This window comes from Streptococcus sp. SR1 (assembly GCF_000526075.1).
In the GTDB taxonomy this organism is placed as follows: Bacteria; Bacillota; Bacilli; order Lactobacillales; family Streptococcaceae; genus Streptococcus; species Streptococcus halitosis.
This window is the reverse complement of record NZ_JATR01000004.1, coordinates 17,990-44,212: the sequence shown is the minus strand read 5'-3', so window position 1 is coordinate 44,212 and position 26,223 is coordinate 17,990. Positions and strand designations below refer to the sequence as shown.

Sequence of the window (26,223 nt, the reverse complement as noted above, 5' to 3'; positions counted from 1 at the left end):
AAAGGCGGTGTCTTAACCCCTTGACCAACGGACCTTGAGCTTTTCAACTCTTTCTATTATACCTACTTTTCCTACTTTGTCAAGATCTTTTTTCAGTGAAGTTGATTTTTTCTTTTCTTCACTAACTTAACAACTGCTTCTGTTCGTGCAGTGTGGGGAAACATATCAACTGACTGGATATACTGGAGATCATAGACTTTTACCAGTTTAACTAAATCTCGTGCCAAGGTCGAAACATTGCAGGATACATAGACCATTTTTTCTGGAACATAGGTCAGGATGGTATCCAACAGCTTATCATCTAAGCCTGTACGAGGAGGGTCAACTATCAATGCATCCGCTCGGTAGCCTTCTTTATACCAGCGTGGAATAATCTCTTCTGCTGTCCCCGCTTCGTAATGGGTATTGTCAAATCCCATTTTTTGAGCATTTCGCTTAGCATCTTCTATGGCTTCTGGAATAATATCCATCCCTCTGAGACTCTTGACCTTATTTGCGAAGGCAAATCCGATTGTCCCAACACCGCAATATGCATCAATCAGATGATCCTCTTCGCTGACATCCAGAGCCTTAACTGCTTCACTATAGAGAATTTCTGTCTGCTCAGGATTAAGCTGATAAAAAGCTCGGGGCGAGAGAGAAAACTCATAGTCAAGTACTCCTTCTTGAATACTCTCTTGGCCCCAGATAATTTCCGTCTTTTCACCATAGATTTCACTTGTTTTTGCTGTATTTGTATTGACTGCAACTGTGACGACTTCTGGAAAATCCTTGACTAGGTCTTTGACTAGTTGATTCAAATTTAGCTGGCGATTCGTGACGATGATTATCTGGACTTGTCCTGTTTTTCTTGCTCGACGTACCATGATGGTGCGAACGCCGAGCGTTTTTCTCTCATCGGTGATGGGGATTTGATGGTAAGTAAGAAGTTCAGCTAGGCGATTCGCAATTGTCTGGGTTTCCTTATCTTGCACCAAGCAGTCTTTCAACTCTACGAGGTAATGAGAGTTTTGCGCATACAAACCTGCCTTGACCTGATTTTTAAATTTTCGAGTCTGGAATTGAAGCTTAGCACGGTAGTACTTTGGTTCCTGCATTCCGATAGTTGGACGGATTTCATAGTTTTCATATCCTGCAGGAGCAAATTTTTTCAGGGCTTGATGGAGCAGATCCGTTTTAAACTCTAACTGTTTATCATAGTGGAGGTGCATGATTTGGCAACCACCACATTCATTATAAATGGTACAAGCTGGCACGACTCGAAATTTAGACTTCTTATTAACCTTTAGCAATTTGGCTTCGACAAAGTTACGTTTAATAGAAGTAATCTGACAATAGATATCTTCTCCTTTGAGGGCGCCAGGCACAAAAACGAGGGTTTTCTGGTAGAAACCGATTCCCTCACCATTGATACCCATCCGCTTGATTTTTAAAGGTATTTTTTGTTTGACTTTCAGATTCATACCCCTATCTTATCACATTTTAAGGTATAATAGAACTATGAAAATCACAAAACTTGAAAAGAAAAAACGCCTCTACCTGATGGAGCTAGATCATCAGCAAACCTCTTATATCACGGAAGATACTATTGTCCGTTTTATGCTGTCTCGAGATAAGGTCATTAGCAAAGAGGAACTGACCAAGATACAGGGCTTTGCTCAGTTTTCTTATGGTAAGAACCTCGCTCTCTACCATTTATCCTTCAAGGCTCGTACTGAAAAGGATGTGAGAGAGTATCTGAAAAAGTATGATATTGATGAAACAATCACTAGTCAGGTTATCGCTAACCTTAAAGAAGACAACTGGATAAATGATCGTCAGTATGTCTACTCTATTATCAACGCAAATCAACTTTCTGGAGATAAGGGACCTTATGTGCTAGCTCAAAAACTGTCTCAAAAAGGGATTGTCAAATCAACGATTGAAGAGGTTTTAAAGGATTTTGATTTTTCAGAGGTTGCTCAACGTGTGGCGGAGAAACTTCTTAAAAAATACATGGGAAAGCTTCCCGCTCGTGCCTTGCAGGATAAGATCATTCAAAGCTTGACGAACAAAGGCTTCTCCTATTCTGATGCTAAAAATGCTTTTGATGACTTGGATAGTCAAGTCGGCCAAGAAACGACTCAAGAACTCATTTTTAAAGAGCTAGACAAACAATATGCTAAGTATGCTCGAAAGTATGAAGGATACGAACTTAAACAGCGTTTAACCCAAGTTTTAGCCCGAAAAGGCTATGATTTTTCGGATATAGCCAGCGCTCTCAGAGAATATCTTTAACATTTTCGTGTAAAATTCAAAAAAAATAGACCGATTTATGATATAATAGTAAACGATAAACTTATAAATTGTAGAAAGTTGGTTAGTTATGAAACTTCCAAAAGAAGGCGACTTTATTACAATTCAAAGTTATAAGCATGATGGGAGTCTTCACCGTACTTGGCGAGACACCATGGTACTAAAAACAACAGAGAACGCCATTATCGGCGTCAACGACCACACACTAGTTACCGAAAGTGACGGTCGTCGTTGGGTGACTCGAGAACCGGCTATTGTTTACTTTCACAAAAAATATTGGTTTAATATCATTGCTATGATTCGCGATAATGGGATTTCCTACTATTGCAATATGGCTAGTCCCTACTATCTAGATGAGGAAGCCCTGAAATACATTGACTATGATTTGGATGTCAAGGTCTTCACTGATGGTGAAAAGCGTCTCTTGGACGTTGAAGAGTATGAGCGCCATAAACGCAAAATGAAGTATTCTGATGATTTAGACTATATTTTGAAAGAGCATGTTAAAATCCTTGTTGATTGGATCAACAATGGACGCGGTCCTTTCTCAGAGGCCTATGTCAACATTTGGTACAAACGCTACATAGAACTAAAGAATCGGTAAAGTTGTCAAGCCGGGGTGAGAGCCCTGGTTTTTTTATTTGAAAAACCCAGCTTTTCGACTGGGTTGATTTCTATATATCTAATTTAGTCACAGTAAACTTGATGTGGGAATAGTCTTTTTCAACATCCTTATCCAACAAGAAAGCCGTGGCATCCTTCTTAACCTGAACAAGGTCAATGTTCTGAGCTTGAGCCGCATAGACGCATCCACAATAACATTGACGATAGATATCATACTCCTCGCACATCTCCACCGAGCGCTTATAGCCTTGATTTTTCTTGAAATCACTTGGAAGATAGTGGGTGGTATAAATCTTTTGCACATCGATTCCGATGCTGTTGATGGTTTGAGAGTTCTTATGGGGACTGATGGTCAAAGCTGAACCAAAGTAGTCAAAGCCCAAGTCCATAGCTACCTGTGCTGTTTTATCCAAACGGTAATCAAAACAAACCTTGCAACGATCGCCACCTTCGGGTTCTTCTTCCAGTCCTCTGACTAACTTCCGGTATTCATTGGGTTCATAAGGCGCTTCTAAATAGTGGACCGTATTTCCTGTCCTCTCATTGAAATCACTGACAAATTTCTTGGTGACGTAAGCTCGCTTGTGGTATTCTGCCTTGGGATGGATATTGGAATTGGCAAAATAGATAGTCACATCAGCGTATTTTGTCAGGTATTCTAGGGTGTAGGTACTACAAGGAGCACAGCAAACATGCATGAGAATAGTGGGACGTTCCTCATTTTTTTCCCAAACCTGAACCATTTTCTGCATGACACGGTCATAATTAATCTTCTGATTGGGATTCATCTTGCTCAGAATTTCTTCTACATCGATCATGTTCTTCTCCTTTTTCTAGTCTTATTTTATCATATAAGTTAGGAGAGCTCAATCCAATTTAGAAGTGATTATCATAAAAAGAAGGGATATGTATTCCCTTCTTTTGTGTTTTTTATAAGTTACTTTTACATCATCCCGCCCATCATGCTTGGATCCATTGTTGGAGCTGGGGCTGCTGGTTCCGGTTTATTGGCTACGACTGCTTCTGTTGTCAAAATCAAGCTGGCTACAGAGGCTGCATTTTGAAGGGCTGAACGGCTCACTTTAACTGGGTCGATGATTCCTTCTTCAATCATGTTGACCCATTCGCCAGTTGCTGCGTTGAAGCCTGTACCAACTTCAGCATTTTTCAAACGGTCAATAACAATAGAACCTTCGAATCCTGCATTGTGGGCAATTTGACGAACAGGTTCTTCCAAGGCACGGAGAACAATATTACGTCCTGTTGCTTCATCTCCTGTCAATTCCAAATCAGCTACGGCTGGGATGACATTTACAAGAGCTGTTCCACCACCTGCAACGATTCCTTCTTCCACGGCTGCACGAGTAGCGTTGAGGGCATCTTCAATGCGGAGTTTCATTTCTTTCAACTCAGTTTCAGTTGCAGCTCCGACCTTGATGACTGCGACACCACCTGACAATTTTGCCAAGCGTTCTTGCAATTTTTCACGGTCAAATTCAGAAGTTGTAGTTTCAATTTGAGACTTGATAATCGCAACACGGTGAGAAATAGCTTCAGGATTTCCAGCACCTTCTACGATAACCGTGCTATCTTTGTCCACAGTTACTCTCGCTGCTTGACCTAGCGCCTCAATAGTAGCGTCTTTCAACTCAAGACCAAGATCTTCTGTGATGACTGTTCCACCTGTCAAGATAGCGATGTCTTCTAACATAGCCTTACGGCGGTCACCAAATCCAGGAGCCTTGACAGCTACGACATTGAAGGTTCCGCGAATCTTGTTCAATACAAGAGTCGGAAGAGCTTCGCCATCTACATCATCCGCAATAATCAAGAGTGGACGATTGCTTTGAAGAATGCTTTCTAGAAGTGGCAAGATTTCTTGGATATTTGAAATCTTCTTATCAGTAATCAAAATGTATGGATTTTCAAGATCAGCCACCATTTTTTCGCTATCTGTCACCATGTACTGCGATAGGTAACCGCGGTCGAACTGCATTCCTTCAACAACTTCAAGTTCTGTTTCCATACCACGTGATTCTTCAATAGTAATGACACCGTCTTTACCAACTTTTTCCATGGCTTCAGAAATGTATTCACCGACTTTTTCAGAACGAGAAGATACAGCAGCAACCTGAGCAATGGCTTCTTTATTAGCAACTGGAATGGCATTGTTTTTCAAGGCTTCTACAGCTGCGGCAACTGCTGCTTCAATCCCACGACGGATACCGATTGGGTTGGCACCTGCAGTGACGTTTTTGATTCCTTCGCGGACGATAGCTTGAGTTAAGACTGTTGCAGTTGTTGTTCCGTCACCTGCGATATCATTGGTTTTTGAAGCTACTTCTGATACCAATTTGGCACCCATATTTTCAAAATGGTCTTCTAATTCAATTTCTTTGGCAATGGTCACACCGTCATTGGTAATCAAAGGTGAGCCAAATGATTTTTCCAACACAACATTACGACCTTTTGGTCCTAAGGTTACTTTAACAGTGTCTGCAAGGATATCGACACCACGAACCATAGCTGAACGAGCATCAGATGAAAATTTAATTTTTTTTGACATACTTACTTTCTCCTTCTATTCTTCAATGATCGCCAAGATGTTGGCTTCGCCTACGATGATATACTTTTCATCGCCATCTTTGACATCAATACCTGCATGGGCTTCCACTAAAACACGGTCTCCAGGCTTCACGCTTGGAGCTACCAAGTCACCGTTCAAAGTACGAACACCTTGTCCAGTAGCTACAACTTGGGCTGTTTTTGTTTTTTCTTGGGCTGATCCTGCAAGGACAAAGCCTCCAACAGTTTGTTCTTTTTCTTCGATTTTCAAGACCATACGGTCTCCTAATGGTTTCAACATCTGTTTTCCTCCATGATAAACTACATATTATTAGCACTCTTTATATCTGAGTGCTAATTTATAGTTCTATTGTATCACTTGGTCAGAAATAGTCAAGAAAAAAGTCTGACTTTGGCAAGATAAAAAGCCTGAGACAAACTCAGACTTTTTAATGCTTAAAATGGCAATTCTTCCTCTTCCAAGACTAGGTCTGCTAAGTCTTGACCTGCGTTATTTTCACGCATGGCACGTTGGGCGCGGCTTTCCAAGAGTTGGAATCCTGTAACAAGAACTTCGGTCACATAGTTCATCTGGCCATTTTTCTCGAAGCGACGGGTACGCAATTCTCCATCAACGGAAATGAGACTGCCTTTGGTTGCGTAGCTTGCCAAAGTTTCTGCTAGTCTGCCCCATAGGACCATATTTACAAAATCGGCTTCACGTTCACCGTTTTGGTCTTTGTAACGACGGTTCACAGCGATAGTTGCTCGCGCCACTGACTTGTCATTGTTGGTTTTGTGCAATTCTGGTGTAGACGTTAAACGTCCAATAAGAATAACTTTATTATACATATTTTCTTCCTCCTACTTATCTATTCGCAGGAAATCAAAAAAAGTTACAGAAATTTGTAACTTTTCGAAGAAATTTTTTATTTTTTATGAACCATGAAACCTGTCGCCTGTTGATTGGCCATAATAGTCATATCTGTAATCTGCACACGACGGGGTTGACTGGTCACATAGGCAACAGTGTCTGCGATGTCTTGTGCCTGCAAGGCTTCGATCCCCTGATAAACCGTCGCAGCACGCTCTTTGTCACCGTGGAAACGTACCGCAGAAAAATCTGTTTCGACAATTCCTGGCTGAATAGTAGTTACCTTGATATCTGTTGCAATGGTATCAATTCGCAAACCATCTGAAAAAGTCTTGACAGCAGCCTTGGTGGCTGAGTAAACAGCTTCCCCAGCATAGGCATAGATTCCTGCGGTCGATCCCATATTGATAATATGACCTTGATTGGCTGCTACCATAGAAGGCAAGAAACAGCGAGTGACTGCCATCAACCCCTTGACATTGGTATCCAACATGGTCAGCATGTCCAACTCTTCATAGTCTTGATAGGGAGCCAAGCCAAGAGCTAGTCCAGCGTTATTGACCAAGATATCAATCTGCCCTATCGTTTCCAGAATATCGGAGCAGACAGTCTTGACCATGGTCATATCCGTGACATCCAGTGGAAATGTCCAAACTGTTTGATTAGGAAAAATTTCTGCAAACTCTGACTTGAGGGTATCTAGTCTGTCTGTCCGTCGCCCTGTTAGAACGACATTCTCCCCCTGCTCTAGATAAGCACGCGCAATCGCTTCACCGATTCCTGAGGTCGCTCCTGTAATTACTACATTTTTTGCCATCTTTTCCCCCTCTATCTGGTCTATCAAATACTGACAATTTCCTAGGCAGTCCAGTGTTTGGCTGGGTCAAATGGAGTTCCGATAACTTGGTCTTCTGATAATTCAATAATCCCACGTTTTTGTGGAGCATTTGGTAGATGCAATTCACGAGGGCTACACATCATGCCAAAACTCTTCTCACCACGAAGTTCGCCTGGGAAAATGAGATTTCCTTTTGGCATCATTGCTCCAGGAAGAGCTACAATGGTTTTCAGGCCAAGACGCGCATTGGGAGCCCCTGCAACGATTTGCACTGTCTTGTCACTTGCAACTGCAACTTGGCAGATGTTAAGGTGGTCACTATCTGGGTGAGCGACCATCTCGACAATCTCACCAACAACAAACTTAGGTTCCTTGTCATTGACAATTTCTTCTGTAAAACCTTCCGCCTGCAACTCTTGGTTCAAACGAGCGACTTGCTCATCTGTCAAAAAGACTTGACCGCGCTCTGCAATTTCAAACAAACTTGAAACTTCGAAAATATTCCAAGCTACTGTTTCCCCATTTTCTTTGAGGCAAACACGGGCAACCTTGCCTTTGCGTTCCACGTCCAACTTGGCATCTCCGCTGTTTTTCACGATGATCATAAGGACATCGCCAACATACTCTTTGTTATATGTAAAAATCATTGTTTCCTTTTTCTCCTATTTCAGTCCTGCTAAAAAGTCGTTAATTTGTTGCTTGCTTTTACGGTCACGATTGACAAATCGGCCGATTTCCTTGTCCTTTTCTAGCACAACAAGACTAGGAATGCCGTACACATCCCAGAGTTTGGCCAGATCCAGATACTGGTCTCGGTCCACTCGAATAAAGGTGAACTCTGGATTGGTTTCCTCAATCTCTGGCAAGGCTGGATAGATATAACGACAATCGCCACACCAGTCCGCCACAAAAAGGAAGACCTTCTTGCCATCTTGCTCTACAAAACCTGCTAGTTCTTCTATACTATTGGGAGTAATCATAAGACTTCCTCCTCATAGACCAGGTCTTCATTTTCATAGACAAAGGTATAGTGACGACCATCCTCGAAAACGACTCCTCCGACAAGTCGCTCTAGGCTACTCTCGTAGACTTGAACATAGAGAGTCGCAATCTCACCCATATCTGAGAAAAGTTCGCGCACGATAGCGGTCAACTCTTCCTGAGTCTTCATGAGCTTGTGATTATCTGCTGCTTTTTTAGCCCCCAAAGCAAGGGCACTTAGACCAGCCACAGTCAAGCCAGTCATCCATAATTTCTTAGCTTTCATACCATTCATTGTAACACAAAAAGGGCTCTAGGACAAATAGGGAAGCCGTATACGAGCAAGGAAAATCTCATCCATTACTGTAGAAAGAAAACTTCTGATTCTTTTCGCCAAGCGCCTGAGTTAACAAGAATTTCCTGAATGGATTAAAAAATCTCTGAGATTGCTCTCAGAGATTAGAAGATAACTAGTTACTATTTTCAACTGCTGCAGTGACAAATGCGGTGTAGAGTTCTTCTGGGCGGTTTGGACGGCTGGAAAGTTCAGGGTGATACTGACAAGCCACAAAGAATTTATTTTCAGGAATCTCAACGATTTCTACCAAACGATTGTCTGGAGAAACTCCTGAAAAGACAAAACCTGCCGCCTCAAACTGTTCACGAAAGGCGTTGTTAAACTCATAACGGTGACGGTGACGACGTTGCACCACTTCTTGATTGTGATAAGCAGCTGCTGCCTTAGAGCCACGTTTCAACTTAGATGGATAAAGTCCCAAACGAAGGGTTCCACCCATATCTTCAACATCAACCTGGTCACGCATGATATCAATAATAGGGTATTTTGTTTCTGGCGCAAGCTCTGCAGAATTGGCCCCTTCAAGACCTAAAACGTTACGAGCAAACTCGATACAAGTCAACTGCATTCCCAAGCAGACACCCAACATTGGGACATCATTCTCACGCGCATAGCGGATGGCTTGGATTTTCCCTTCCGTACCACGTTGACCGAAACCACCTGGCACAATGATTCCGTCCGCATCAGACAAGAGCTCTGCTACATTCTCTGCTGTCACATCATTGGCATTGATCCAATTAATCTTCACTTCTGCGTCGTTGGCATAACCAGAGTGTTTTAAGGCTTCGACCACTGAGATGTAGGCATCTTGCAACTCCACATACTTACCAACGAGGGAGATCTTGACTTGTTTTTTCAGGTTCATGACCTTATCCACCATGGCTGACCACTCTGTCATATCCGCTGCTGGCGCGTCTAGCTTCAAATGGTCACAAACAATTTGGTCCATGCCTTGTGCCTGCAAGTTCAATGGAATTTGGTAAAGGTGTTCAACATCCAAAGATTCAATAACAGCTTCTGGAGCTACGTCACAAAACTGAGCTAGTTTATTTTTAATGCCCTGACCAGCTGGTTTCTCGGTACGAATGACCAACATATTTGGCTGGATTCCCAAACCACGCAATTCTTTTACAGAATGTTGAGTTGGCTTGGTCTTCATCTCACCAGCAGCCTTTAGATAAGGAAGTAAGGTTGTGTGGATATACATAACATTATCTGCACCCACATCTGCCTTCATCTGACGAAGCGCCTCTAAGAATGGCAAGGACTCGATATCTCCAACGGTTCCACCAACCTCTGTGATAATGACATCCGAGTCTGTCGTTACAGCAGCACGCTTGATTTTTTCCTTCAAAGCATCTGTGATATGAGGAATGACTTGGACAGTTGCCCCAAGGTATTCTCCATGTCGTTCCTTACGAAGAACTTCACTGTAAATTTTACCAGTTGTCACGTTGGAATATTTGTTGAGATTGATATCGATGAACCGTTCATAGTGACCCAAGTCCAAATCGGTCTCAGCCCCATCATCTGTCACAAAGACTTCCCCGTGCTGGTAAGGACTCATAGTTCCCGGATCGATATTGATATAAGGGTCAAACTTTTGAATGGTTACTTTTAGACCACGATTTTTCAAGAGACGACCCAGACTTGCTGCGACAATCCCTTTCCCAATAGACGATACCACACCACCAGTTACAAAAATATATTTCGTAGACATAGATTCCTCTTTCTAAAATGCTCAAGGTCTTGTTAACTACGAGGGGAGATCGAAAACAAGACCCTTATGAATAACGACTTTTCAAGAAAAATTTCCTGAAAAAACAAAAATAGCTCCCTAGTAACTAGGGAGCCCCGACCTCTAAAAGAGGTGCCCGAACAATATGATACCTTAAAGCAGAACATTTGTCAACCCGAATTGGTAAAACATGAAAAAAGGAGATTGTTTTCAGAAAACCAATTAAAGGTTCGCATCCAAACGGACGACCTGCTCAAGCAACAAAAAAAGAGATCCAGCGATCTCCTTTTAAAGGCATTTTACTCTTCTTCACTCGTTTCAGCGTCATCGTCTGAAAACTCATCGTCTTCTTCGTTAAGATCCACGTCTTCACCCAAGTCATCAGGGGCGATTTCGTTGATTTCCGCATCGTAAGCTTCCACTTCATTTTTCTCATCATCTGGATTTTCGTCATCATATGAAAGAGCTGGGTCGGCTTCGTACGCATCTTCATCTTCTGGATCATCCGCATTGTAGTCAATGGCATCTGAATCACCATCCATAAAGGCATTGACGCGTTTTTTCTTAGCTTTTGGTGCTACTTCATCGTCATCACTTTCTTCAAGAGCGATGATTTCTTCGTCGATTTCGTCCACACCATACCATGAACGAAGACCCCATTTGTTGTCTCCAAGAGAGATGAAGCTACCGTCAAAGTTCAACTCTGTGTAGAACAAAGGCAAAGCTTCGCGGATATCGCTGTTTGATGTTCCAAGGTAGTTTTGAATTTCGTTTACAAGATCGCTAAAATGCATCTCATGATCGCGACCACGAAGTTCCAAGATAGCACGCGCTACCTCAATCATAGATAGTTCACTTTTTTCTTGCCCAGCAAATACTTCTAATTCCAAAGCGTTTCTCCTCATTTATACTACTATCGCCAGAGCAAACAGACTCTGACCTCATTTTATCATGTACTCTTTATTGTACGATAATTTTGCAGAATAGTCAAAGGTTAAAATAGATTTATCTATGATTTATTAAGTAAAAATCAATTGATTTTATCACATGGTAAATTTAAAAATATTATTTGGAGGAAGCTTATGTCAAAAAAATAATAAATGTTGTTGCAGCAGCACTTACCGTGTTGTCAAACTACTATTATGAATCCAATACAAAATAGATTTGAATCAAAATGAATGACCAGTATTAACGATATTTTACTTTTAAAATATGATATACTATATTTAACAAAATATTAAACACAGGAGTCCGATATGTCTGAAGAATTTACACTTAACTACCATGCTGCAACGATTCAACATCTAGGTATTGGATTATATAAACAGTTACCACAGGCAATTGCCGAACTCATCAGCAATTCTTGGGATGCTGATAGCCATAATGTTAAAATTCATATTAATTATCGAGAAAAAATAATAACCGTATCAGACGACGGCAATGGTATGTCAGCACAAGAGCTGAATGAAAATTTTTTGACCATTGCTAGAAATAGACGATTGACAGATAAAATAAATGATAAAAAAAATGAAACCGGACTATCGAAAAACGGCAGAAAAGTTACAGGAAAAAAAGGACTTGGAAAACTAGCTTTATTTGGTATTGCTAATACAATTATTATTGATAGCATTCAAAATAAGAAACTAAACTCTTTTGAATTGAATTATAATGACATACAGGGCTCATCAAATAATACCTATCATCCAAAAACAATCCATTATAATGTTCAAACCGACGAACCAAATGGTACAAAAATAACCATTAAAGACATTACTTTAAAAAATCTGACTAAAATCGATACATTATATGATAGCCTTTCTAAAAGATTTAACAAGTATTCCCGTACAGATTTTTTAGTAACTTTAGCAAGCGATGACGGTACCATTAAGGAATTAGATGAAGAGGTATTTATCAATAGTATACGACCTAAGAAAGACGAAATTGAGTTTACTTTTTCTTTTCCAGATGATTTTGAAACTCTTACAAATAAGCAGTCTCAAGTAGCCATTCATAAACTTAAAGAGTTTCATATAAACGGGATTATTTATACCAAGAAAACACCTTTACAAGCAAATCAACGTGGATTTTCAGTATTATCTAGAGGGAAGCTAGCAAGTGAACAATCTGTTACACAATTTCAAGATAGAGCAAATGATAATTTCTATAGCTATGCAGCTGGGTACTTTAATATTGATTTTCTTGATGATGATAATAAAAAAGATTTTATTTCAACAGATAGACAATCGATTAGATGGGAAGCTGATGAGGAGTTAATAGAAATCAAAGAAAATCTTAACAAACTAATTGGGATTGTTCAAAGAGAATGGAGAAAGCGACGTTCCGAAGCAAAAGAAAAAAAAGCGCAAGAAAATATTCAAAAAACTCCTTCTTTAGCAGAAACCACATTATCAACCGAAGACAAAGAAAGCATCAATAAAATTAGCAAAGCATTAGAAAATGATGATGTTGATGTCCCAGAAAAAACGAAACAAAATATTTTAGATTCTGCAATAAAATCAACTACCTCATATAAAAAGGATCACAGTGTGTATAAAGAACTAGTCCCAGCTAATTTTAGAGTTCCACAAAATATTGGTACTAAAATCCGAAGGCTAAGAGAGGAGATGATAGAAGCAGCAGAAGATAAAGATATCAATCGATTCATTCTAACCCAAGGCCTACTACTACGTGCTATGATTGAAAGTACAACAACAACATTATTGAAACGCTACTGGGAGGAAGCAAGTACTCATAATCTAATAATAGAAAATAACCGTCCAAAAACACTAACTGCCGAAAATGAAGTTGACAAACTTTCGTTTAAAGTTAAGTATGAAACCATGGTTCGACTGCTTTCTAGAAAAGGAAAAATAGCCCCAAATAGAGTTCAAAGCCTAATTGACGAATTTTCAAGTATAAGAGCAACAGAGCATTTAAATACATTAATGCATGATGCTAATAATTTCCCTCAATTTAATACCTTAAAAACAATATGGGATGCTGTAGCTTCTCAACTTCTTGCTGCATTCGATCTTTTGTAACTAAAAAATCAACATATGTTCAATCTCTATATGACGAACATATGTTGATTTTTATTTAAACTCCAATGTTAAAATCGTATCAGCCATCTTTTTGCTAAAAATTGGAGGTACAGCATTGCCAATTTGAGTAAAAGCGCTGGTTCTAGAATCTAAGAAATAGTAATTATCTGGAAATCCCTGTAATCTAGCTGCCTCTCTCACAGTAATTGATCTATTTTGTTTTGTATCTGGATGAATATAATGATGACCATCTTTTGAAATATGTGCAACTACTGTATGTGATGGAGAATTCCATGAAAGAGCTTTGAACCTGTCCAAAAATTTATCCGTATGTTTATGGGTTTTTAGCTTTGAGTCAAGTTCACTATATTTAATATTTTTACCATTTTTCTTAGCTTCTGCTACAATTTTATAAATTGCTAAGTCATTGCTATTATTTGGTCTTGCAATATTTTGAGTTAATGGCGTTTTAGAATCCTGTAAAAAATTTTGTTCAACATAATCATTTGATAAATTTGTATAAGAATTGTTTACTTCTCCCGCCTTTAAACTAGGTAATCCCTGAAAAGCTGTTTTAACATCCACCTCATTTTCTTCATATTTTTTAAGATTTTTAAAGAATTCTTGAATAAGTTCTTTTTTCTCATTCATCACTCCAAAAATAATAAGTCTTTCTCTTGATTGTGGGACACCATAGTTTTTAGTATTTAAAACTTCATAACCTAAAGAATAGCCAGCCTCTTCAAATTCTTTTTTCATTCTAGGTAATAAAAACTCATCATCAGCATCTCTAAAACTCAATAATCCTTTTACATTTTCAAAAATAAAAAATTGGGGTTGATACTTGTTTAAAAAATGTATATAAAATTTATACAAATAGATTCTTTCATCTGAAGACTTTTTACTAGCATTCCTAGCTCTTCCAATGGTTGAATAAGCTTGACATGGAGGACCTCCTATGATTCCATCAACGTTTTCCCCTAAATCATCAAAAAAACTAAAAATACTGTGAATATTTTCTTGACTAATTTCAAAGTTAAGAATTTTATTCAATTTTTCTCGAGGTACATGTTTCAACAAATCCTCTATACTAGTCTTACTATTTAAAAAGTCATTATAAAGTCCTAATTTATTTTTTTCCTTTAAATAATAATATACTTCCCTAAGTTTTAAAGTTTCACAAGCTGCTTTCTCTTTCTCTACATGTCCCAATATTTTATATCGCTGATTTCTGAATCCCTCAGTTAATCCACCTGCACCGCTAAATAAATCTATTATATTAATCATAATTAAGCCTTTTAAATAAATAAAATATATTAAATCAAATACACACTATTACCTATTATACCAAAAACCCCAGCAAATTGCCGAGGTTTATAGTTTATTTCACCAACTTCTTCATCTCATCAATACGTGCGACGGTCGCGTCGTACTTAGCTTGGTAGTCGGCTTGTTTGTCGCGTTCTTTTTGGACGACTTCTGGTTTGGCATTGGCTACGAAGCGTTCGTTAGAGAGCTTCTTACCAACCATGTCCAGTTCTTTTTGCCATTTAGCCAGTTCCTTGTCGAGACGAGACAGTTCTTCTTCGACATTGAGGAGGTCTGCGAGAGGCAGGTAGATTTCTGCTCCTGTGATGACGCTTGACATTGCGAGTTCTGGTGCAGGGATGGTTGATGCGATTTCCAAGTGTTCTGGATTTGTGAAGCGTTTGATATAGTTGACATTGCTGTTAAAGAAGGCTTCTAAGTCGCTATCGCTAGTTTTCACGAGAATCGTGATTGGCTTGCTTGGTGCTACGTTTACTTCCGCACGCGCATTCCGAACAGCACGAATCAAGTCTTTGAGGCTTTCTACACCAGTGTGAGCCTCAAGGTCTTCAAAGGCTGGGTTAACAGTTGGGTATTCCGCTGTGACGATAGAGCCTTCTGAGATTTGTCCAAAGATTTCCTCTGTCACGAATGGCATGATTGGGTGGAGGAGTCGAAGGATCTTGTCCAAAGTATAAAGGAGAACAGAACGTGTGATGACTTTCTCTTCTTCGTTATCGCTATAAAGGACTTCCTTGGTCAACTCAACATACCAGTCCGCAAACTCGTCCCAGATAAAGTTATAGAGGATGTGGCCAGCCACACCAAACTCAAACTTATCAAAGTTTTCAGTGACTTTGCCGATCGTTTCATTGAGGTTGTGGAGAATCCAGCGGTCTGTGACATTTCCAGCTTCCTTGTTAACAACTTTTTCCACATTGGCAGTTGCTTGCTCAAGGGTCAAACCTTCATTGTTCATGAGGATATAGCGAGAGATGTTCCAGATCTTGTTAATGAAGTTCCATGAAGCATCCATTTTCTCGTAAGAGAAGCGCACGTCTTGCCCTGGTGCAGAACCGTTTGAAAGGAACCAACGAAGGGCATCGGCACCGTATTTCTCGATAACATCCATTGGGTCAATCCCGTTGCCGAGAGACTTAGACATCTTGCGTCCTTGCTCATCACGAATAAGACCGTGGATAAGGACGTTTTGGAATGGCTGACGGCCAGTGAATTCTAAGGATTGGAAGATCATACGAGACACCCAGAAGAAGATGATGTCGTAACCTGTTACCAAGGTTGAAGTTGGGAAGTAACGTTTGAAGTCTTCTGAGTCAACATCAGGCCAGCCCATAGTTGAGAATGGCCAAAGGGCAGAACTGAACCATGTATCCAAGACATCTTCGTCCTGAGTCCATCCGTCGCCTTCTGGAGCTTCTTCGCCGACGTACATTTCACCCTCGGCATTGTACCAAGCAGGGATTTGGTGACCCCACCAGAGCTGACGAGAGATAACCCAGTCGTGGACATTTTCCATCCATTGGAGGAAGGTATCATTGAAACGAGGTGGGTAGAATTCTACCTTGTCCTCTGTATCTTGGTTGGCAATGGCATTCTTGGCCAATTGGTCCATCTTGACGAACCATTGTGTAGACAAACGTGGCTCAACCACAACACCTGTACGCTCTGAGTGGCCAACACTGTGGACACGTTTTTCGATTTTAACAAGGGCACCGATTTCTTCCAACTTAGCAACGACTGCCTTACGAGCTTCAAAACGGTCCATGCCTGCAAATTCGAAGGCCAAGTCATTCATAGTTCCGTCGTCGTTCATGACGTTGACTTGTGGCAAGTTATGGCGTTGACCAACCAAGAAGTCGTTTGGATCGTGGGCAGGTGTAATTTTCACGACACCAGTACCAAACTCTGGATCAGCGTGTTCGTCTCCCACGATTGGAATCAATTTATTAGCAATTGGAAGGATGACATTTTTACCAATCAAGTCCTTGTAGCGTGGGTCTTCTGGATTGACCGCAACAGCAACGTCCCCAAACATGGTCTCAGGACGAGTAGTCGCCACTTCAAGGGCGCGTGAGCCGTCTTCTAGCATGTAGTTCATGTGGTAGAAGGCACCTTCCACGTCCTTGTGAATGACCTCGATATCAGAAAGGGCTGTGCGAGCTGCTGGGTCCCAGTTGATAATAAACTCACCACGGTAGATCCAGCCTTTCTTGTAAAGGTCCACGAAAACCTTACGAACAGCTTTTGACAAACCTTCATCAAGAGTGAAACGCTCACGAGAGTAGTCTACAGAGAGCCCCATCTTGCCCCATTGTTCCTTGATGGTAGTGGCATATTCGTCTTTCCATTCCCAAACCTTGTCGAGGAATTTTTCACGACCGAGATCATAGCGGGAAATGCCTTCACCACGCAAGCGCTCCTCAACCTTAGCCTGGGTAGCAATCCCAGCGTGATCCATCCCTGGAAGCCAAAGCGTGTCAAAACCTTGCATGCGTTTTTGACGGATGATGATATCCTGAAGAGTCGTGTCCCAAGCGTGACCAAGGTGAAGTTTCCCAGTTACGTTTGGTGGTGGAATAACGATCGAATAAGGCTTAGCCTTTTGATCGCCTGAAGGCTTGAAAACATCGGCATCAAGCCATTTTTGGTAACGGCCAGCCTCAACCTCAGCTGGATTGTATTTAGGTGAAAGTTCTTTAGACATGTGTGTTCTCCTTGTTTAAGTAGTTCAATATCTTAAAAATTTGTTCTAATTCTTGTTTTTTCATATAAGAAGTCATATAGTCATAATCTGGCAATCCAGTTTTAGTAACTGGCAACATAATCTTTTGACGTTTCATGCGTTCGCCATTGAATTTATAACCATAGGCATACTTGATTTTTTGCGACAAAATCATTTGTTTCAAGAAAAGGTAGGTATATTTGTTTCCGTATATCTCGTCCTTCCATTTCAAACGTTTGACATCATCAGAAAAAATGGCTTCGTAGGGATGATAGAAATTTTCAACAACACTACCATTGTAATTTACACCGAGTACATTTGCATCAAGACTTTTATTTGTATTAGATACAAAAGCTGTAACTCCATTATCACTATCGCTAGCACCTACAAATGGTCTCAATCCAATTTCTTGATTTGCTTTTGTCAAACGAACGCCTGATTTAATCTCACAAACATCCTCAATCCAGAAATCTTTCCAAGAAATTTCACAAACTTTTTCTTCAAGAATGTTCTTCACTCTGATATATATATATATATATATATTCGAGCACTTCTTGGGCTTTATCCAGTTCTAATTTTTTCACAAAGTCAGACATATATTGGAAATTAGGGTTACCTTCTTTATCAACTGGAAGAATGAGTTTTTCTCTTTTTATACGGGTGTCGTTAATCTCTCTGTTAAAAGAATATTTTTCTTCTAAGCGTTTAACAACGGTAGATAAAAATAGATAAGCGTATTTGTCTGCATTCTCAGACTTTAAAGCTGTTATGTGATCACTAGCCACAAACTCAAATTGCTGATAAAAAGTGGAACCGACACTTCCGCTATTGGCAAGAGTGAGGACATCTTCAAATTTCCGAACCCCTGTTTCATTTCCAATAAAGGCATCTACACCATTGTTTTCGGAAGTTGAGGAAATATAAGGTTTAGGACCATCTGTCTGATTAGCTTTTGTCAGACGTTTTCCTCTTTGAATTTCTTGAAAAACTTCAGTGAAACGAAATGTTTTCCATTCTACCTTGTCTAGTCCTGCCACATCTCCAGCTAGCTCAACCAATTTACGCTCATAATAATCAATGATTTTCTGAACTTGTTGCTTCTGTTCCTGCTTGATGTAATCTTCCATGAACTGCCAGTTAGGCTGACCTTGGGAATCCATCGGCAAAATTACGATTCTTTCTTTGAATCTAGTTCCTGTCAGACCTTTTCCATATCCAAAACCACAGTCTTTTATACTATTTCTAAAAGATTGAACCAAAAATATCCCTACGTTTTTGGAAATATTATCATTTTGGATAATATACATTTTATTTCCAGTAATATACTCCACTGACTGGTAAAAGAAATCTGCATTTTCAGCTCCGAGACTTATAGTATTTTTAGGATTTTTATGAACATTTATATTTTCAACTATTTCCTCTAAGCCATTGTTAAAAGATGTTCTTGTAATATATGGTATACCCTTTTTAGTGATTTTAAGATTATTTTTATGGTAAGGTTTTGAATTAGTTACTTCAAAAATATCTTTTACTTTAAACTCTCCCCACTCCACATCCGTCAATTTTAACTTACTCATCTTTGTCACCTGCCATTAGTTTTTTGATTTGCTTGTCAAAATCCGATACGATTTTCTGGGTACGGTTGAACTTCTCATATTCTTGACTGGATTTCTCGTCTGCCTGTTTTTTAGAAATAGATCCTTTTCCTTCTAGAATTTCATATTCATTAAAAGAAAGGAAGCGGTCAATACTTTCCGCCAAAGATTGCATGGTAAAGGTATTACGGCGTTCAACCAAACCTTCAATATAGTCGAAGTAAGAGGTTACGGTACGCTCTAGCTGACGGATTTCGCTTTCTTGCAAATAATTCTTAGCAACTGTTACATCCGATTTCAGTACTCGGCCATCTGGTGCATTCTTCCAAGTCGTTAATCCCATTTGTTTCTTATCAGCGTCTGCCTTATGATAAATGATCTCAGCAGCGGTATTACCTGTAATAGCAAAATGAAACTTGTTCTGCACCATGGCATAGAAATTCTTAGTGATTTCAGAATTTCTATCGTAGTCAATAGCGCATTCCGCAAAAATATCGGTTATTTGCTGATAAATACGGCGTTCACTGGCACGGATGGAACGGATTCGCTCTAAGAGTTCACGGAAGTAATCTTGACCAAAGACCGTTTGTCCCTGTTTAAGACGCTCATCATCAAGTACGAACCCCTTAATAATAAATTCTTTTAAAGTATTAGTTGCCCAAATTCGAAATTGTGTCGCCTTTGTTGAATTGACGCGATAACCAACTGATATAATGGCATCAAGATTGTAATACTCCAATTCGCGCTGAACCGCTCTACTACCCTCTTTTTGAACTGTTCGAAATTTTCGAACAGTTGCCAGCTTGTCTAACTCGCCATCACTATAAATATTTGATAAATGGTGACTAACCGTTGATTTAGAAACTCCGAATAACTCAGAAATCCCTTTTTGTGTCAACCAAAGATTTTCATCTTGTAATAGAATATCTAAATTAACATCACCATTAGGTGTCGTATATAGGACAAAATTAGAAATTTCATTCATAATCGTCACCTTTTTCCGCTACCATCGGAAGTTCCTCAATATCGGTAATTTCTTGGTAATTCTCTTTCTCTTCTATTCCGAAAAGATAACCTCGTCCATGAGTAATCATATTGACTTCAAAAGTTAGATAATCTGCAATGGTCTTTTGAAAATCTTCCTCAGAAGGAATTTCATCATTAAAGTAATAGAAAGAGTGGAGCCACTCATCATCAGCTTCAATCGTTGTTTGAACACAGAACTTAGTTTCTGCTTCAGTGCAATCAAACCAGACATCAAGCAAGTGTTGTTTTTTATCTTTAGCCGTAGCTGTTTCAACTAGACCGATGTGTTTAGAGACTTCAAAACCATCATTTTCAAAGTTGATAAATTTGCATTCTTTTTCCGGACGATGCGGTATACCAGCTGTAAATACTGCAATACAAGGGTTTGTTCCCACGCCATAAAAGGTATTTTTATTAAGTGTAATAACACCTTCTAAAGTATGGTGTTTTAAAATATTTTGTTTAGTTTCTTTTTCAAACTTGGTCTTCCCTGTAAAGGTGGACTGAGGAACGATGACAACCGCCTTAGCACCTTCAACTAAAGAATTTAACAGGTGTTCTGTAAAGTTGATTTCATACAGATCTGTATTGGCTGTCGAACCCATTGAATATGGCGGATTCATCATACCAACGTTGCATTGTTTTAGCTGAAGCTTACTAGGATTTTGGCGTAGAAAGTCTTGGTTTTCAAGGTTACTTTTCCCATCACCTCGTAATATCATATTCGTCGTAGCAATTGTAAACATATAAGATTGTTCTTCAATCCCGAAGAGCTGATGTTTCCGAATTTGGTCACGTTGAGAATCATTTTCTGCTTTTGTTAACATATCATGCATAGCAGCGATTAGGAAGCCTGCTGTACCGCAAGTCGGATCAAAAACCTTATCCGTCGGTTTCAAATCAACCAAATCACAAAACAGTTCCGTGATATGCTTTGGTGTTAAAACAATGCCTAAGTTCTGGCCATCTCCTCCAGAGTAAGACATGAATTCTCCGTAAAAACGACCTAGATAATCTTCAGCAGAACTGTTATATCTTAAACTTTGATAAATACTCTTATAAAGAAATTCTGTGAAATGTTTGATAGGTGTTTTACCTAGATTAGCATTTTTTTCATTAATTTTCACATCGTCTCTAATGATAGCAAACTGACTAAGTAGTTTATCTTTTTTTACTTCAGGAGACACATTAGCGCGCTGAAGGTTAGACTTGATGGCAGTATAAATCTTTGAGCCGTCTGTTTTTACAGTATCTCCAGTTAAACTTTCCAGAGAGAAGTTTCCATGCTCCGTTTCTCTCAATGCTAACAGAATTCCTGAAACAATCAGAGGTTTGTTCTTTTCCTCAATATTGCCGTAATTTCTCAAATCATTGTGTAAAGTCGCGGCATCTTTTAAAATTTCAGCAGTTTCTTTTTCAAAATTGGTTTCTTCTTGAAGAATCTCTTTTACGTAATACTCATCAATATTATCTATTGAAAAGGAAATAAGGGTCTCAATATCCGCAAGTTCAAAATATTCACCACGTTCATTTACAAAAACAGGAGTAATGCGATGTTTTTTTTCATTGCCACTAATTCCAACAGCAATGATTTTTTTGTAACTAACCTTATCTGCTAAATGTTTAGCATAAAAGACCGCTCCGTTTACTGCATAGTCTGTATTTGATTTGACATCATCAGCAATCAAATCATCATCTGTATAATTGATATGTTTTGATAATCCAGGTTTATCTTCAATAATGATTAAGAAGTCTTTAACAATTCCAACGTATTCTGGGAAGCCTGAATTTCCAGTCCCTTTTTTCGAAGCAGTCTTCAGTGCTTCATTAATCTCTTTAACATTACTTCCCTGCGCATCAAAATTTTCACGGATTCCTGCTTCTTTTAAAAGTTCATGAACCCATAAATCAGTATTTACTTCTTTTTTTGCCATTATTCATCTCTTTTCATTACTAAATTTCCCACTCACTCCTCAGCAAGCCATATATCAGACTGTCACAGCGGTTTCCTTGAACATCCGTTCTGTCCCGGATGCGGGCTTCGAGGGTAAAGCCAAGTTTCTCTGCAACTCGTTGACTTTGAAGGTTATACCCAAAGCAAGTCAGTTCAATCTTGTGAAGATCAAGTTCTTTAAAAGCTAGGTCAATCAAGGCACGTGCCGCCTCTGGAACATAACCTAGACCCCAATAGTTTGGGTGCAAGGTATAGCCAATCTCCAGCACGTCGTCTTCGTGTCGATGAGGAAAATCAACAGAGCCGATGATTGTATCAGTTCCTTTGACCACAATGCCATAACCAGCTGGGAGATTGTCCTTTTCATTGCGTTCGGGAAGAATGTGCTCCAGATAATAAATCTCATCTTCCAAGATCTTGACGGGTGGAAAACCAGCGGGATAAGAAACTTCTGGAAGACTGGCATAGTCAAATATATCCTCAGCATCCGCCACTGTGCGGACTCGCAAGACCAGTCGCTCCGTTTCGATTCGCTCAGGTAATGTTACTCTTGCCATCCTTCCTCCTCGCTTTCTTGATGAAGTTCCCCATAGGGTCGACACGATCATCTAAATAACGATAAACGCGCTGGTGGCCGTCCCCCATAAAGTAAGTTGGCGAAAAACGGTCATTTTTAAAATGCCCCTTGTCATCCAAGAGCTCAGGATCAGCAAGTCGCTCGAGAATCTTGGCAAAGATATGGCAGATGCCGTCTTCCTCGATAATCCTATCTACCTGACAGTCCAATACGACTGGACAGGCCTTTAAAATCGGTGCCTGAGTCTGTTCAGAAATCTCATAGTCTAGCCCCAAGTGTCCCAACTTTTCTCGATGGCTAATAAAACCAGCCTGCTCCATTTCGAGCATGAGGTTTTCATCAGGTATGTTCACAGTAAACTTCTGGAAATGCTTGATTTGCTCAGCCGCATTTTCCTCAGCACCAACACCTATGACTAGCCAATCTCCCAAGCTATAAGAGGAGCTACAGGTCGTAATATTGTGCCCAAAATTCTGATCCTGATATCCCAAAATGAAGATAGGAAAGCCATAGTAGAGCTTACTTGTTTTAAAAGATTGCTTCATAACAACCTCCTTTGACTAAGACGCAAAAAAAGAAAAGCCCTGCCATATCCATGACAGGGACGAATGTGTTTATCCGCGGTACCACCCAATTTCGGGCAGAGCCCGCAACTCTCGTCTTCATAATAAAAAGACAATATTATTTCATTTTCAGCCATTAGCAACCAGTTTCGACACATTTGTGGACTTCTCAACACCGCCACTTTCTGTAAAATGTGGGACTCAAAACACCTCTAATGGCTTTATTTTAACAAGTTTTTGACGGAAATGCAAGGGGCAAGAAAGATTACTTGAACTTGATGCCGTTTTCTTTTAATTTCTTGATGGTAGCTGGGCCAATCCCTTTCAAAGCAAGGAGTTCTTTTTCAGTCCAGTTTTTAAAGTCAGCAGCCGACTTGATCCCTTCATCATAGAAAGTCTTAGCTCGATCTACTGAGAGTCCACCTAGGTTGGCTGCGAATTCTTCTACAGAGCTTGTAACTTTTTGAGCTTGCTCTTTAGTTGCTTCTACTGCTTGTTCCACTTTTTTAGAGACAACTTTCCCTGCTTCGCTAGCAGATTTTTCTGCATGTTTCACAACTTTTTTTGTTTCTTCGACAACCTTGGTCACCGTACTTGAAAATGCACCTGAACGACGAAGGCTGTTTCGTAATTGTTTTTTCCGTTGGAGTTTCTTTGACATGATAAAATCCTTTCAATAAAAAATCCCTGTTCTGACAAGGATTTAATAAAGATATTCTATCAAGATTTTGGGAAAAAATCAAGAAAGGAAACGAGATTGCTCCTAAAAATCTAGCCGTTTTTTCTTTCAATCTAATTTGACAATGATTCAACTTCTTGATAAAACATGCAGTAATGTGCAAGACTAATTCACGTAAAAAGCTGATAAGGAGAAGAATATGAATAATGAAAGTTACTTTGATGGTGGTCTTTTGAGCTACGTTGGATATGCTATCCTAGCCATGCTTATCATAGTTTTTACTATTGGAATCGCTACGCCTTGGGCAGTTTGTATGATGCAAAACTGGAAAGTCAATCACACTGTCATCGATGGGCGTCGCCTCTATTTTGACGGAACAGGTTCTCAATTATTCGGGAACTGGATCAAGTGGTTCTTGCTCACCATCATCACTTTGGGCATCTATTCATTCTGGTTGCATATTAAAATGGAACAATGGATTACCAAACACACACATCACGTATAAACAGAAAAAGTGCGTTCATACGCACTTTTTGATTTACAACGATTAATAGTTTCTCTCGCCAAACAATCCTTCTGGCAAATCATGAAATCCCTTGCCTGCTTTGAAATTTTCAAACTTACCAAGCAAGAACTGATAAGCATCCAAGCGGCTTTCGTAGCGAATCATGGCATCTTTGGCACGCTCGTCTTGGTCTTCTTCGTAAACCTTCTGACTTTCCTTATGCGCCATGTCGTTGATCATGATCTGGGTGTTCACCCAGGCCTCAAATTCCTTCATAAATTCTTGTTCGTAACTCATTGATTCTCCTTATTCTAATCCACGGAAGTAGTCCGTATCAATCTCACGGTAAGGCTGGATATCCTGAACATACTCTAGGACTCCTTGAAATTCCCCGTTCTCATCGTGTACTGCAGCATAGGTGATGTGGACAAACTTGCCTCGCGACTCCGACTTGAACCACATTTCATACTTGTCCTTGAGCCCTTCACGAAGACCTTGCATGATGGCTTTGACTTTCTCCAAATATTTTGGAGGATGACATAATTCGACATTGCGCCCGACTTGGGACGGTGTCCGTTTGAAAATCATCTCATCAGCTGGCGAATTGTCATTGTAATACTGAAAAATATCGTCCTTATTAACAAAAGTGATCTCCATAGGGAGGTGATTGAGGATGAGGTTGGCCTGCTCGACTGAGAGATAGCCATTGCCAAAAGCCTGTTGGCTATGGCGGTCCAGCACTGCTTCCTTTTCCTTAGGGGTAAAGGTAATGGTGAACTGGCCTTCTGGTGTATCGATAACTTGCTGAACTTGACCTTCAGCCGTGTCTAGTTGCACGGGCTCCTCTGCACTCTTTTCCTCAACGAAACTCTGGCGCTCTGGCACCCATTTCTCTGACGGACGGATGATGGCATAGCCGTAGGCATCGCTCTCCTCCGCAATCTGAATCCAGTCATCCTGGGTGAAAGACTCAAGGAGAATCATGAGGAGGATGGACTCTTCCTTGAAAATCATACTTTCAAACTCTGTCGCAAAAGCTTCAAAATCTTCTTTTACACTGCTAATCGATACTTCAGGTAGTGACTTGGCTGTCGTTAAAGCTGTTTGAAAGAGTTCTCGGATCTGGTCATCCACTCCCCACATAACCTTAGGAGGTGAATCGTGTCCATAGCGCTCCATGATGGGAAAGAAGAGCTCTTCCTTGCGCTGATAGTGAATATCAAATTGGCCCAACAGCCCCATTTGACGAACCAAACCCTTACGCATCTCTGCCAGCATTTCCTCGTCTTCCATAGACTCATAGGTGTCCAACAATCTCCGAATGCGAATCAAGGCAGCACGGAGAGCCAGATTTTCATCCTTGAAGACGCGAACTGGGTGGCCAGGGTGTTCAGTATCCTCCACTTCGACGCCCTTAACAGCATTTTTAAAAAGATTAGCATGGACATCGCAGAGTTCCATGACATCTTCAAAGGTGACACCTGAGTCTGAGTTCATCAGCTCGTGCTCCATGAGGGAAATCTCGATGGCTGACACACCTGTAAAGGTCGCATCAAAACGCTCCTGAACTGACTCGGGAGAGGCGCCGTTGTGCAATTCTAACAAAATATCCCGTAGGATATGAATCCGTTCATCTGCCATTAGTCTAATCCAATCACTTCATAGCCGTTCGCTTCCAACGTGCGGACAATCTTGTCCATAGGAGTTCCTTCAAGTTTAGAACCCTGCTTAAGCGATACCTTGCGACCGACTGTATTGCGCATCAAGGGATTAGCAAGTGGTTTAAAACCGAGCTCCACTAGGATTTCCAAGACTTCCGGGTGCTTGTCTACCACTTCTGCAACGGGTATTGACACATCGATGATATTGTCCATGACGACCTCCATGTATGTTCTAAAATGATTTTCCTGCTTATATTATACCATAAGGACGATTAGCATACACCAAAAAAGAGGGTTT

Annotated in this window: 27 protein-coding genes; 4 read left to right on the top strand and 23 right to left on the bottom strand. The window is 40.2% G+C overall.

The genetic code is table 11. The features are described from left to right. Positions 1-92 precede the first annotated feature (92 nt). Positions 93-1,463: a 23S rRNA (uracil(1939)-C(5))-methyltransferase RlmD gene (gene rlmD, locus HMPREF1518_RS01665; RefSeq protein WP_033583685.1), complete on the bottom strand. Its 1,371-nt coding sequence runs from the start codon at positions 1,461-1,463 to the stop codon at positions 93-95. Positions 1,464-1,500: 37 nt separating this feature from the next. Between rlmD and recX the strand changes: the two genes are divergently transcribed. Together recX and ntdP are read left to right on the top strand one after the other, a co-directional pair. Then, positions 1,501-2,277: a recombination regulator RecX gene (gene recX, locus HMPREF1518_RS01660; RefSeq protein ID WP_033583683.1), complete on the top strand. Its 777-nt coding sequence runs from the start codon at positions 1,501-1,503 to the stop codon at positions 2,275-2,277. Positions 2,278-2,365: 88 nt separating this feature from the next. After that, positions 2,366-2,899: a nucleoside tri-diphosphate phosphatase gene (ntdP, locus tag HMPREF1518_RS01655; protein WP_000775318.1), complete on the top strand. Its 534-nt coding sequence runs from the start codon at positions 2,366-2,368 to the stop codon at positions 2,897-2,899. A gap of 70 nt (positions 2,900-2,969) precedes the next feature. On the opposite strand, the gene HMPREF1518_RS01650 is transcribed toward ntdP, so the two are convergent. The 10 genes from HMPREF1518_RS01650 to rpoE form a co-directional block, all read right to left on the bottom strand. After that, a complete protein-coding gene (locus tag HMPREF1518_RS01650) occupies positions 2,970-3,737 on the bottom strand; it encodes an epoxyqueuosine reductase QueH (RefSeq protein ID WP_033583681.1) in 768 nt (255 codons plus the stop codon). 125 nt (positions 3,738-3,862) lie between these two features. Further along, complete coding sequence (gene groL, locus HMPREF1518_RS01645; RefSeq protein WP_033583680.1) at positions 3,863-5,485, bottom strand: chaperonin GroEL; 1,623 nt, start codon at positions 5,483-5,485, stop codon at positions 3,863-3,865. 15 nt (positions 5,486-5,500) lie between these two features. Next, complete coding sequence (gene groES, locus HMPREF1518_RS01640; RefSeq protein ID WP_033583678.1) at positions 5,501-5,785, bottom strand: co-chaperone GroES; 285 nt, start codon at positions 5,783-5,785, stop codon at positions 5,501-5,503. Positions 5,786-5,940: 155 nt separating this feature from the next. Beyond that, on the bottom strand, positions 5,941-6,336 hold the full coding sequence (locus HMPREF1518_RS01635; RefSeq protein ID WP_000282442.1) for a single-stranded DNA-binding protein: 396 nt from the start codon (positions 6,334-6,336) through the stop codon (positions 5,941-5,943). Between the two features lie 77 nt (positions 6,337-6,413). After that, positions 6,414-7,175: an SDR family oxidoreductase gene (locus tag HMPREF1518_RS01630; protein ID WP_033583676.1), complete on the bottom strand. Its 762-nt coding sequence runs from the start codon at positions 7,173-7,175 to the stop codon at positions 6,414-6,416. Between the two features lie 41 nt (positions 7,176-7,216). Further along, positions 7,217-7,843 (bottom strand): YtpR family tRNA-binding protein, encoded by a 627-nt coding sequence (gene ytpR, locus HMPREF1518_RS01625; RefSeq protein ID WP_033583675.1) that lies wholly within the window; start codon positions 7,841-7,843, stop codon positions 7,217-7,219. A gap of 15 nt (positions 7,844-7,858) precedes the next feature. After that, positions 7,859-8,176 (bottom strand): thioredoxin family protein, encoded by a 318-nt coding sequence (locus HMPREF1518_RS01620; RefSeq protein ID WP_033583674.1) that lies wholly within the window; start codon positions 8,174-8,176, stop codon positions 7,859-7,861. Beyond that, on the bottom strand, positions 8,173-8,472 hold the full coding sequence (locus HMPREF1518_RS01615) for a DUF4651 domain-containing protein (protein ID WP_033583672.1): 300 nt from the start codon (positions 8,470-8,472) through the stop codon (positions 8,173-8,175). Before HMPREF1518_RS01615 ends, HMPREF1518_RS01620 begins: the two co-directional genes overlap by 4 nt. Positions 8,473-8,647: 175 nt before the next feature. Beyond that, positions 8,648-10,255: a CTP synthase gene (locus HMPREF1518_RS01610; protein WP_033583671.1), complete on the bottom strand. Its 1,608-nt coding sequence runs from the start codon at positions 10,253-10,255 to the stop codon at positions 8,648-8,650. Positions 10,256-10,572: 317 nt separating this feature from the next. Further along, positions 10,573-11,163 (bottom strand): DNA-directed RNA polymerase subunit delta, encoded by a 591-nt coding sequence (gene rpoE / locus HMPREF1518_RS01605; protein ID WP_000418415.1) that lies wholly within the window; start codon positions 11,161-11,163, stop codon positions 10,573-10,575. 366 nt (positions 11,164-11,529) lie between these two features. Here rpoE and HMPREF1518_RS01600 point away from each other — a divergent pair, with 366 nt between their 5' ends. Next, entirely contained in the window at positions 11,530-13,314 is a 1,785-nt protein-coding gene (locus tag HMPREF1518_RS01600) for an ATP-binding protein (protein WP_033583669.1), read from the top strand. A gap of 51 nt (positions 13,315-13,365) precedes the next feature. Here the strand turns inward: HMPREF1518_RS01600 and HMPREF1518_RS01595 are convergent, their stop codons facing one another. The 9 genes from HMPREF1518_RS01595 to HMPREF1518_RS01555 form a co-directional block, all read right to left on the bottom strand. Further along, positions 13,366-14,601, bottom strand: coding sequence for a DNA cytosine methyltransferase (locus HMPREF1518_RS01595; protein WP_033583667.1), 1,236 nt, complete (start codon positions 14,599-14,601; stop codon positions 13,366-13,368). A 94-nt stretch (positions 14,602-14,695) separates the two neighbouring features. Continuing rightward, positions 14,696-17,347 carry a valine--tRNA ligase gene (locus HMPREF1518_RS01590; protein ID WP_033583665.1) on the bottom strand — a complete coding sequence of 884 codons (2,652 nt, stop codon included), beginning with the start codon at positions 17,345-17,347 and terminating at the stop codon, positions 14,696-14,698. After that, entirely contained in the window at positions 17,340-17,873 is a 534-nt protein-coding gene (locus HMPREF1518_RS01585) for a restriction endonuclease subunit S (RefSeq protein ID WP_033583689.1), read from the bottom strand. The genes HMPREF1518_RS01590 and HMPREF1518_RS01585 overlap by 8 nt, the downstream gene beginning before the upstream one ends. Then, the gene (locus HMPREF1518_RS01580) at positions 17,866-18,942 is read right to left on the bottom strand and encodes a restriction endonuclease subunit S (protein WP_033583663.1); all 1,077 of its coding nucleotides are present in this window, start codon (positions 18,940-18,942) and stop codon (positions 17,866-17,868) included. Before HMPREF1518_RS01580 ends, HMPREF1518_RS01585 begins: the two co-directional genes overlap by 8 nt. Then, positions 18,935-19,945 (bottom strand): RhuM family protein, encoded by a 1,011-nt coding sequence (gene rhuM, locus HMPREF1518_RS01575; RefSeq protein WP_033583661.1) that lies wholly within the window; start codon positions 19,943-19,945, stop codon positions 18,935-18,937. The genes HMPREF1518_RS01580 and rhuM overlap by 8 nt, the downstream gene beginning before the upstream one ends. Next, positions 19,938-21,920, bottom strand: a complete 1,983-nt coding sequence (locus HMPREF1518_RS01570; RefSeq protein WP_033583660.1) for an HsdM family class I SAM-dependent methyltransferase — start codon at positions 21,918-21,920, stop codon at positions 19,938-19,940. Before HMPREF1518_RS01570 ends, rhuM begins: the two co-directional genes overlap by 8 nt. A 19-nt stretch (positions 21,921-21,939) precedes the next feature. After that, positions 21,940-22,497, bottom strand: coding sequence for a GNAT family N-acetyltransferase (locus tag HMPREF1518_RS01565; RefSeq protein ID WP_033583658.1), 558 nt, complete (start codon positions 22,495-22,497; stop codon positions 21,940-21,942). Then, positions 22,475-23,062 (bottom strand): flavin reductase family protein, encoded by a 588-nt coding sequence (locus HMPREF1518_RS01560; protein WP_033583656.1) that lies wholly within the window; start codon positions 23,060-23,062, stop codon positions 22,475-22,477. The genes HMPREF1518_RS01565 and HMPREF1518_RS01560 overlap by 23 nt, the downstream gene beginning before the upstream one ends. Before the next feature lie 283 nt (positions 23,063-23,345). After that, on the bottom strand, positions 23,346-23,741 hold the full coding sequence (locus HMPREF1518_RS01555; RefSeq protein WP_007519286.1) for a helix-hairpin-helix domain-containing protein: 396 nt from the start codon (positions 23,739-23,741) through the stop codon (positions 23,346-23,348). Between the two features lie 217 nt (positions 23,742-23,958). Here HMPREF1518_RS01555 and HMPREF1518_RS01550 point away from each other — a divergent pair, with 217 nt between their 5' ends. After that, positions 23,959-24,264 (top strand): DUF898 family protein, encoded by a 306-nt coding sequence (locus tag HMPREF1518_RS01550; RefSeq protein ID WP_033583653.1) that lies wholly within the window; start codon positions 23,959-23,961, stop codon positions 24,262-24,264. A 42-nt stretch (positions 24,265-24,306) separates the two neighbouring features. Here HMPREF1518_RS01550 and HMPREF1518_RS01545 read toward each other — a convergent pair whose 3' ends face one another. Genes HMPREF1518_RS01545 through HMPREF1518_RS01535 form a run of 3 tightly spaced genes read right to left on the bottom strand, consistent with a single transcriptional unit; the run spans position 24,307 to position 26,138 of the window. Continuing rightward, the gene (locus tag HMPREF1518_RS01545; protein ID WP_000119707.1) at positions 24,307-24,561 is read right to left on the bottom strand and encodes a DUF1912 family protein; all 255 of its coding nucleotides are present in this window, start codon (positions 24,559-24,561) and stop codon (positions 24,307-24,309) included. Between the two features lie 9 nt (positions 24,562-24,570). Further along, positions 24,571-25,905, bottom strand: coding sequence for a DUF438 domain-containing protein (locus tag HMPREF1518_RS01540; protein ID WP_033583652.1), 1,335 nt, complete (start codon positions 25,903-25,905; stop codon positions 24,571-24,573). Then, positions 25,905-26,138 carry a DUF1858 domain-containing protein gene (locus HMPREF1518_RS01535; RefSeq protein ID WP_000368739.1) on the bottom strand — a complete coding sequence of 78 codons (234 nt, stop codon included), beginning with the start codon at positions 26,136-26,138 and terminating at the stop codon, positions 25,905-25,907. Before HMPREF1518_RS01535 ends, HMPREF1518_RS01540 begins: the two co-directional genes overlap by 1 nt. Between the last annotated feature and the right edge of the window lie 85 nt (positions 26,139-26,223).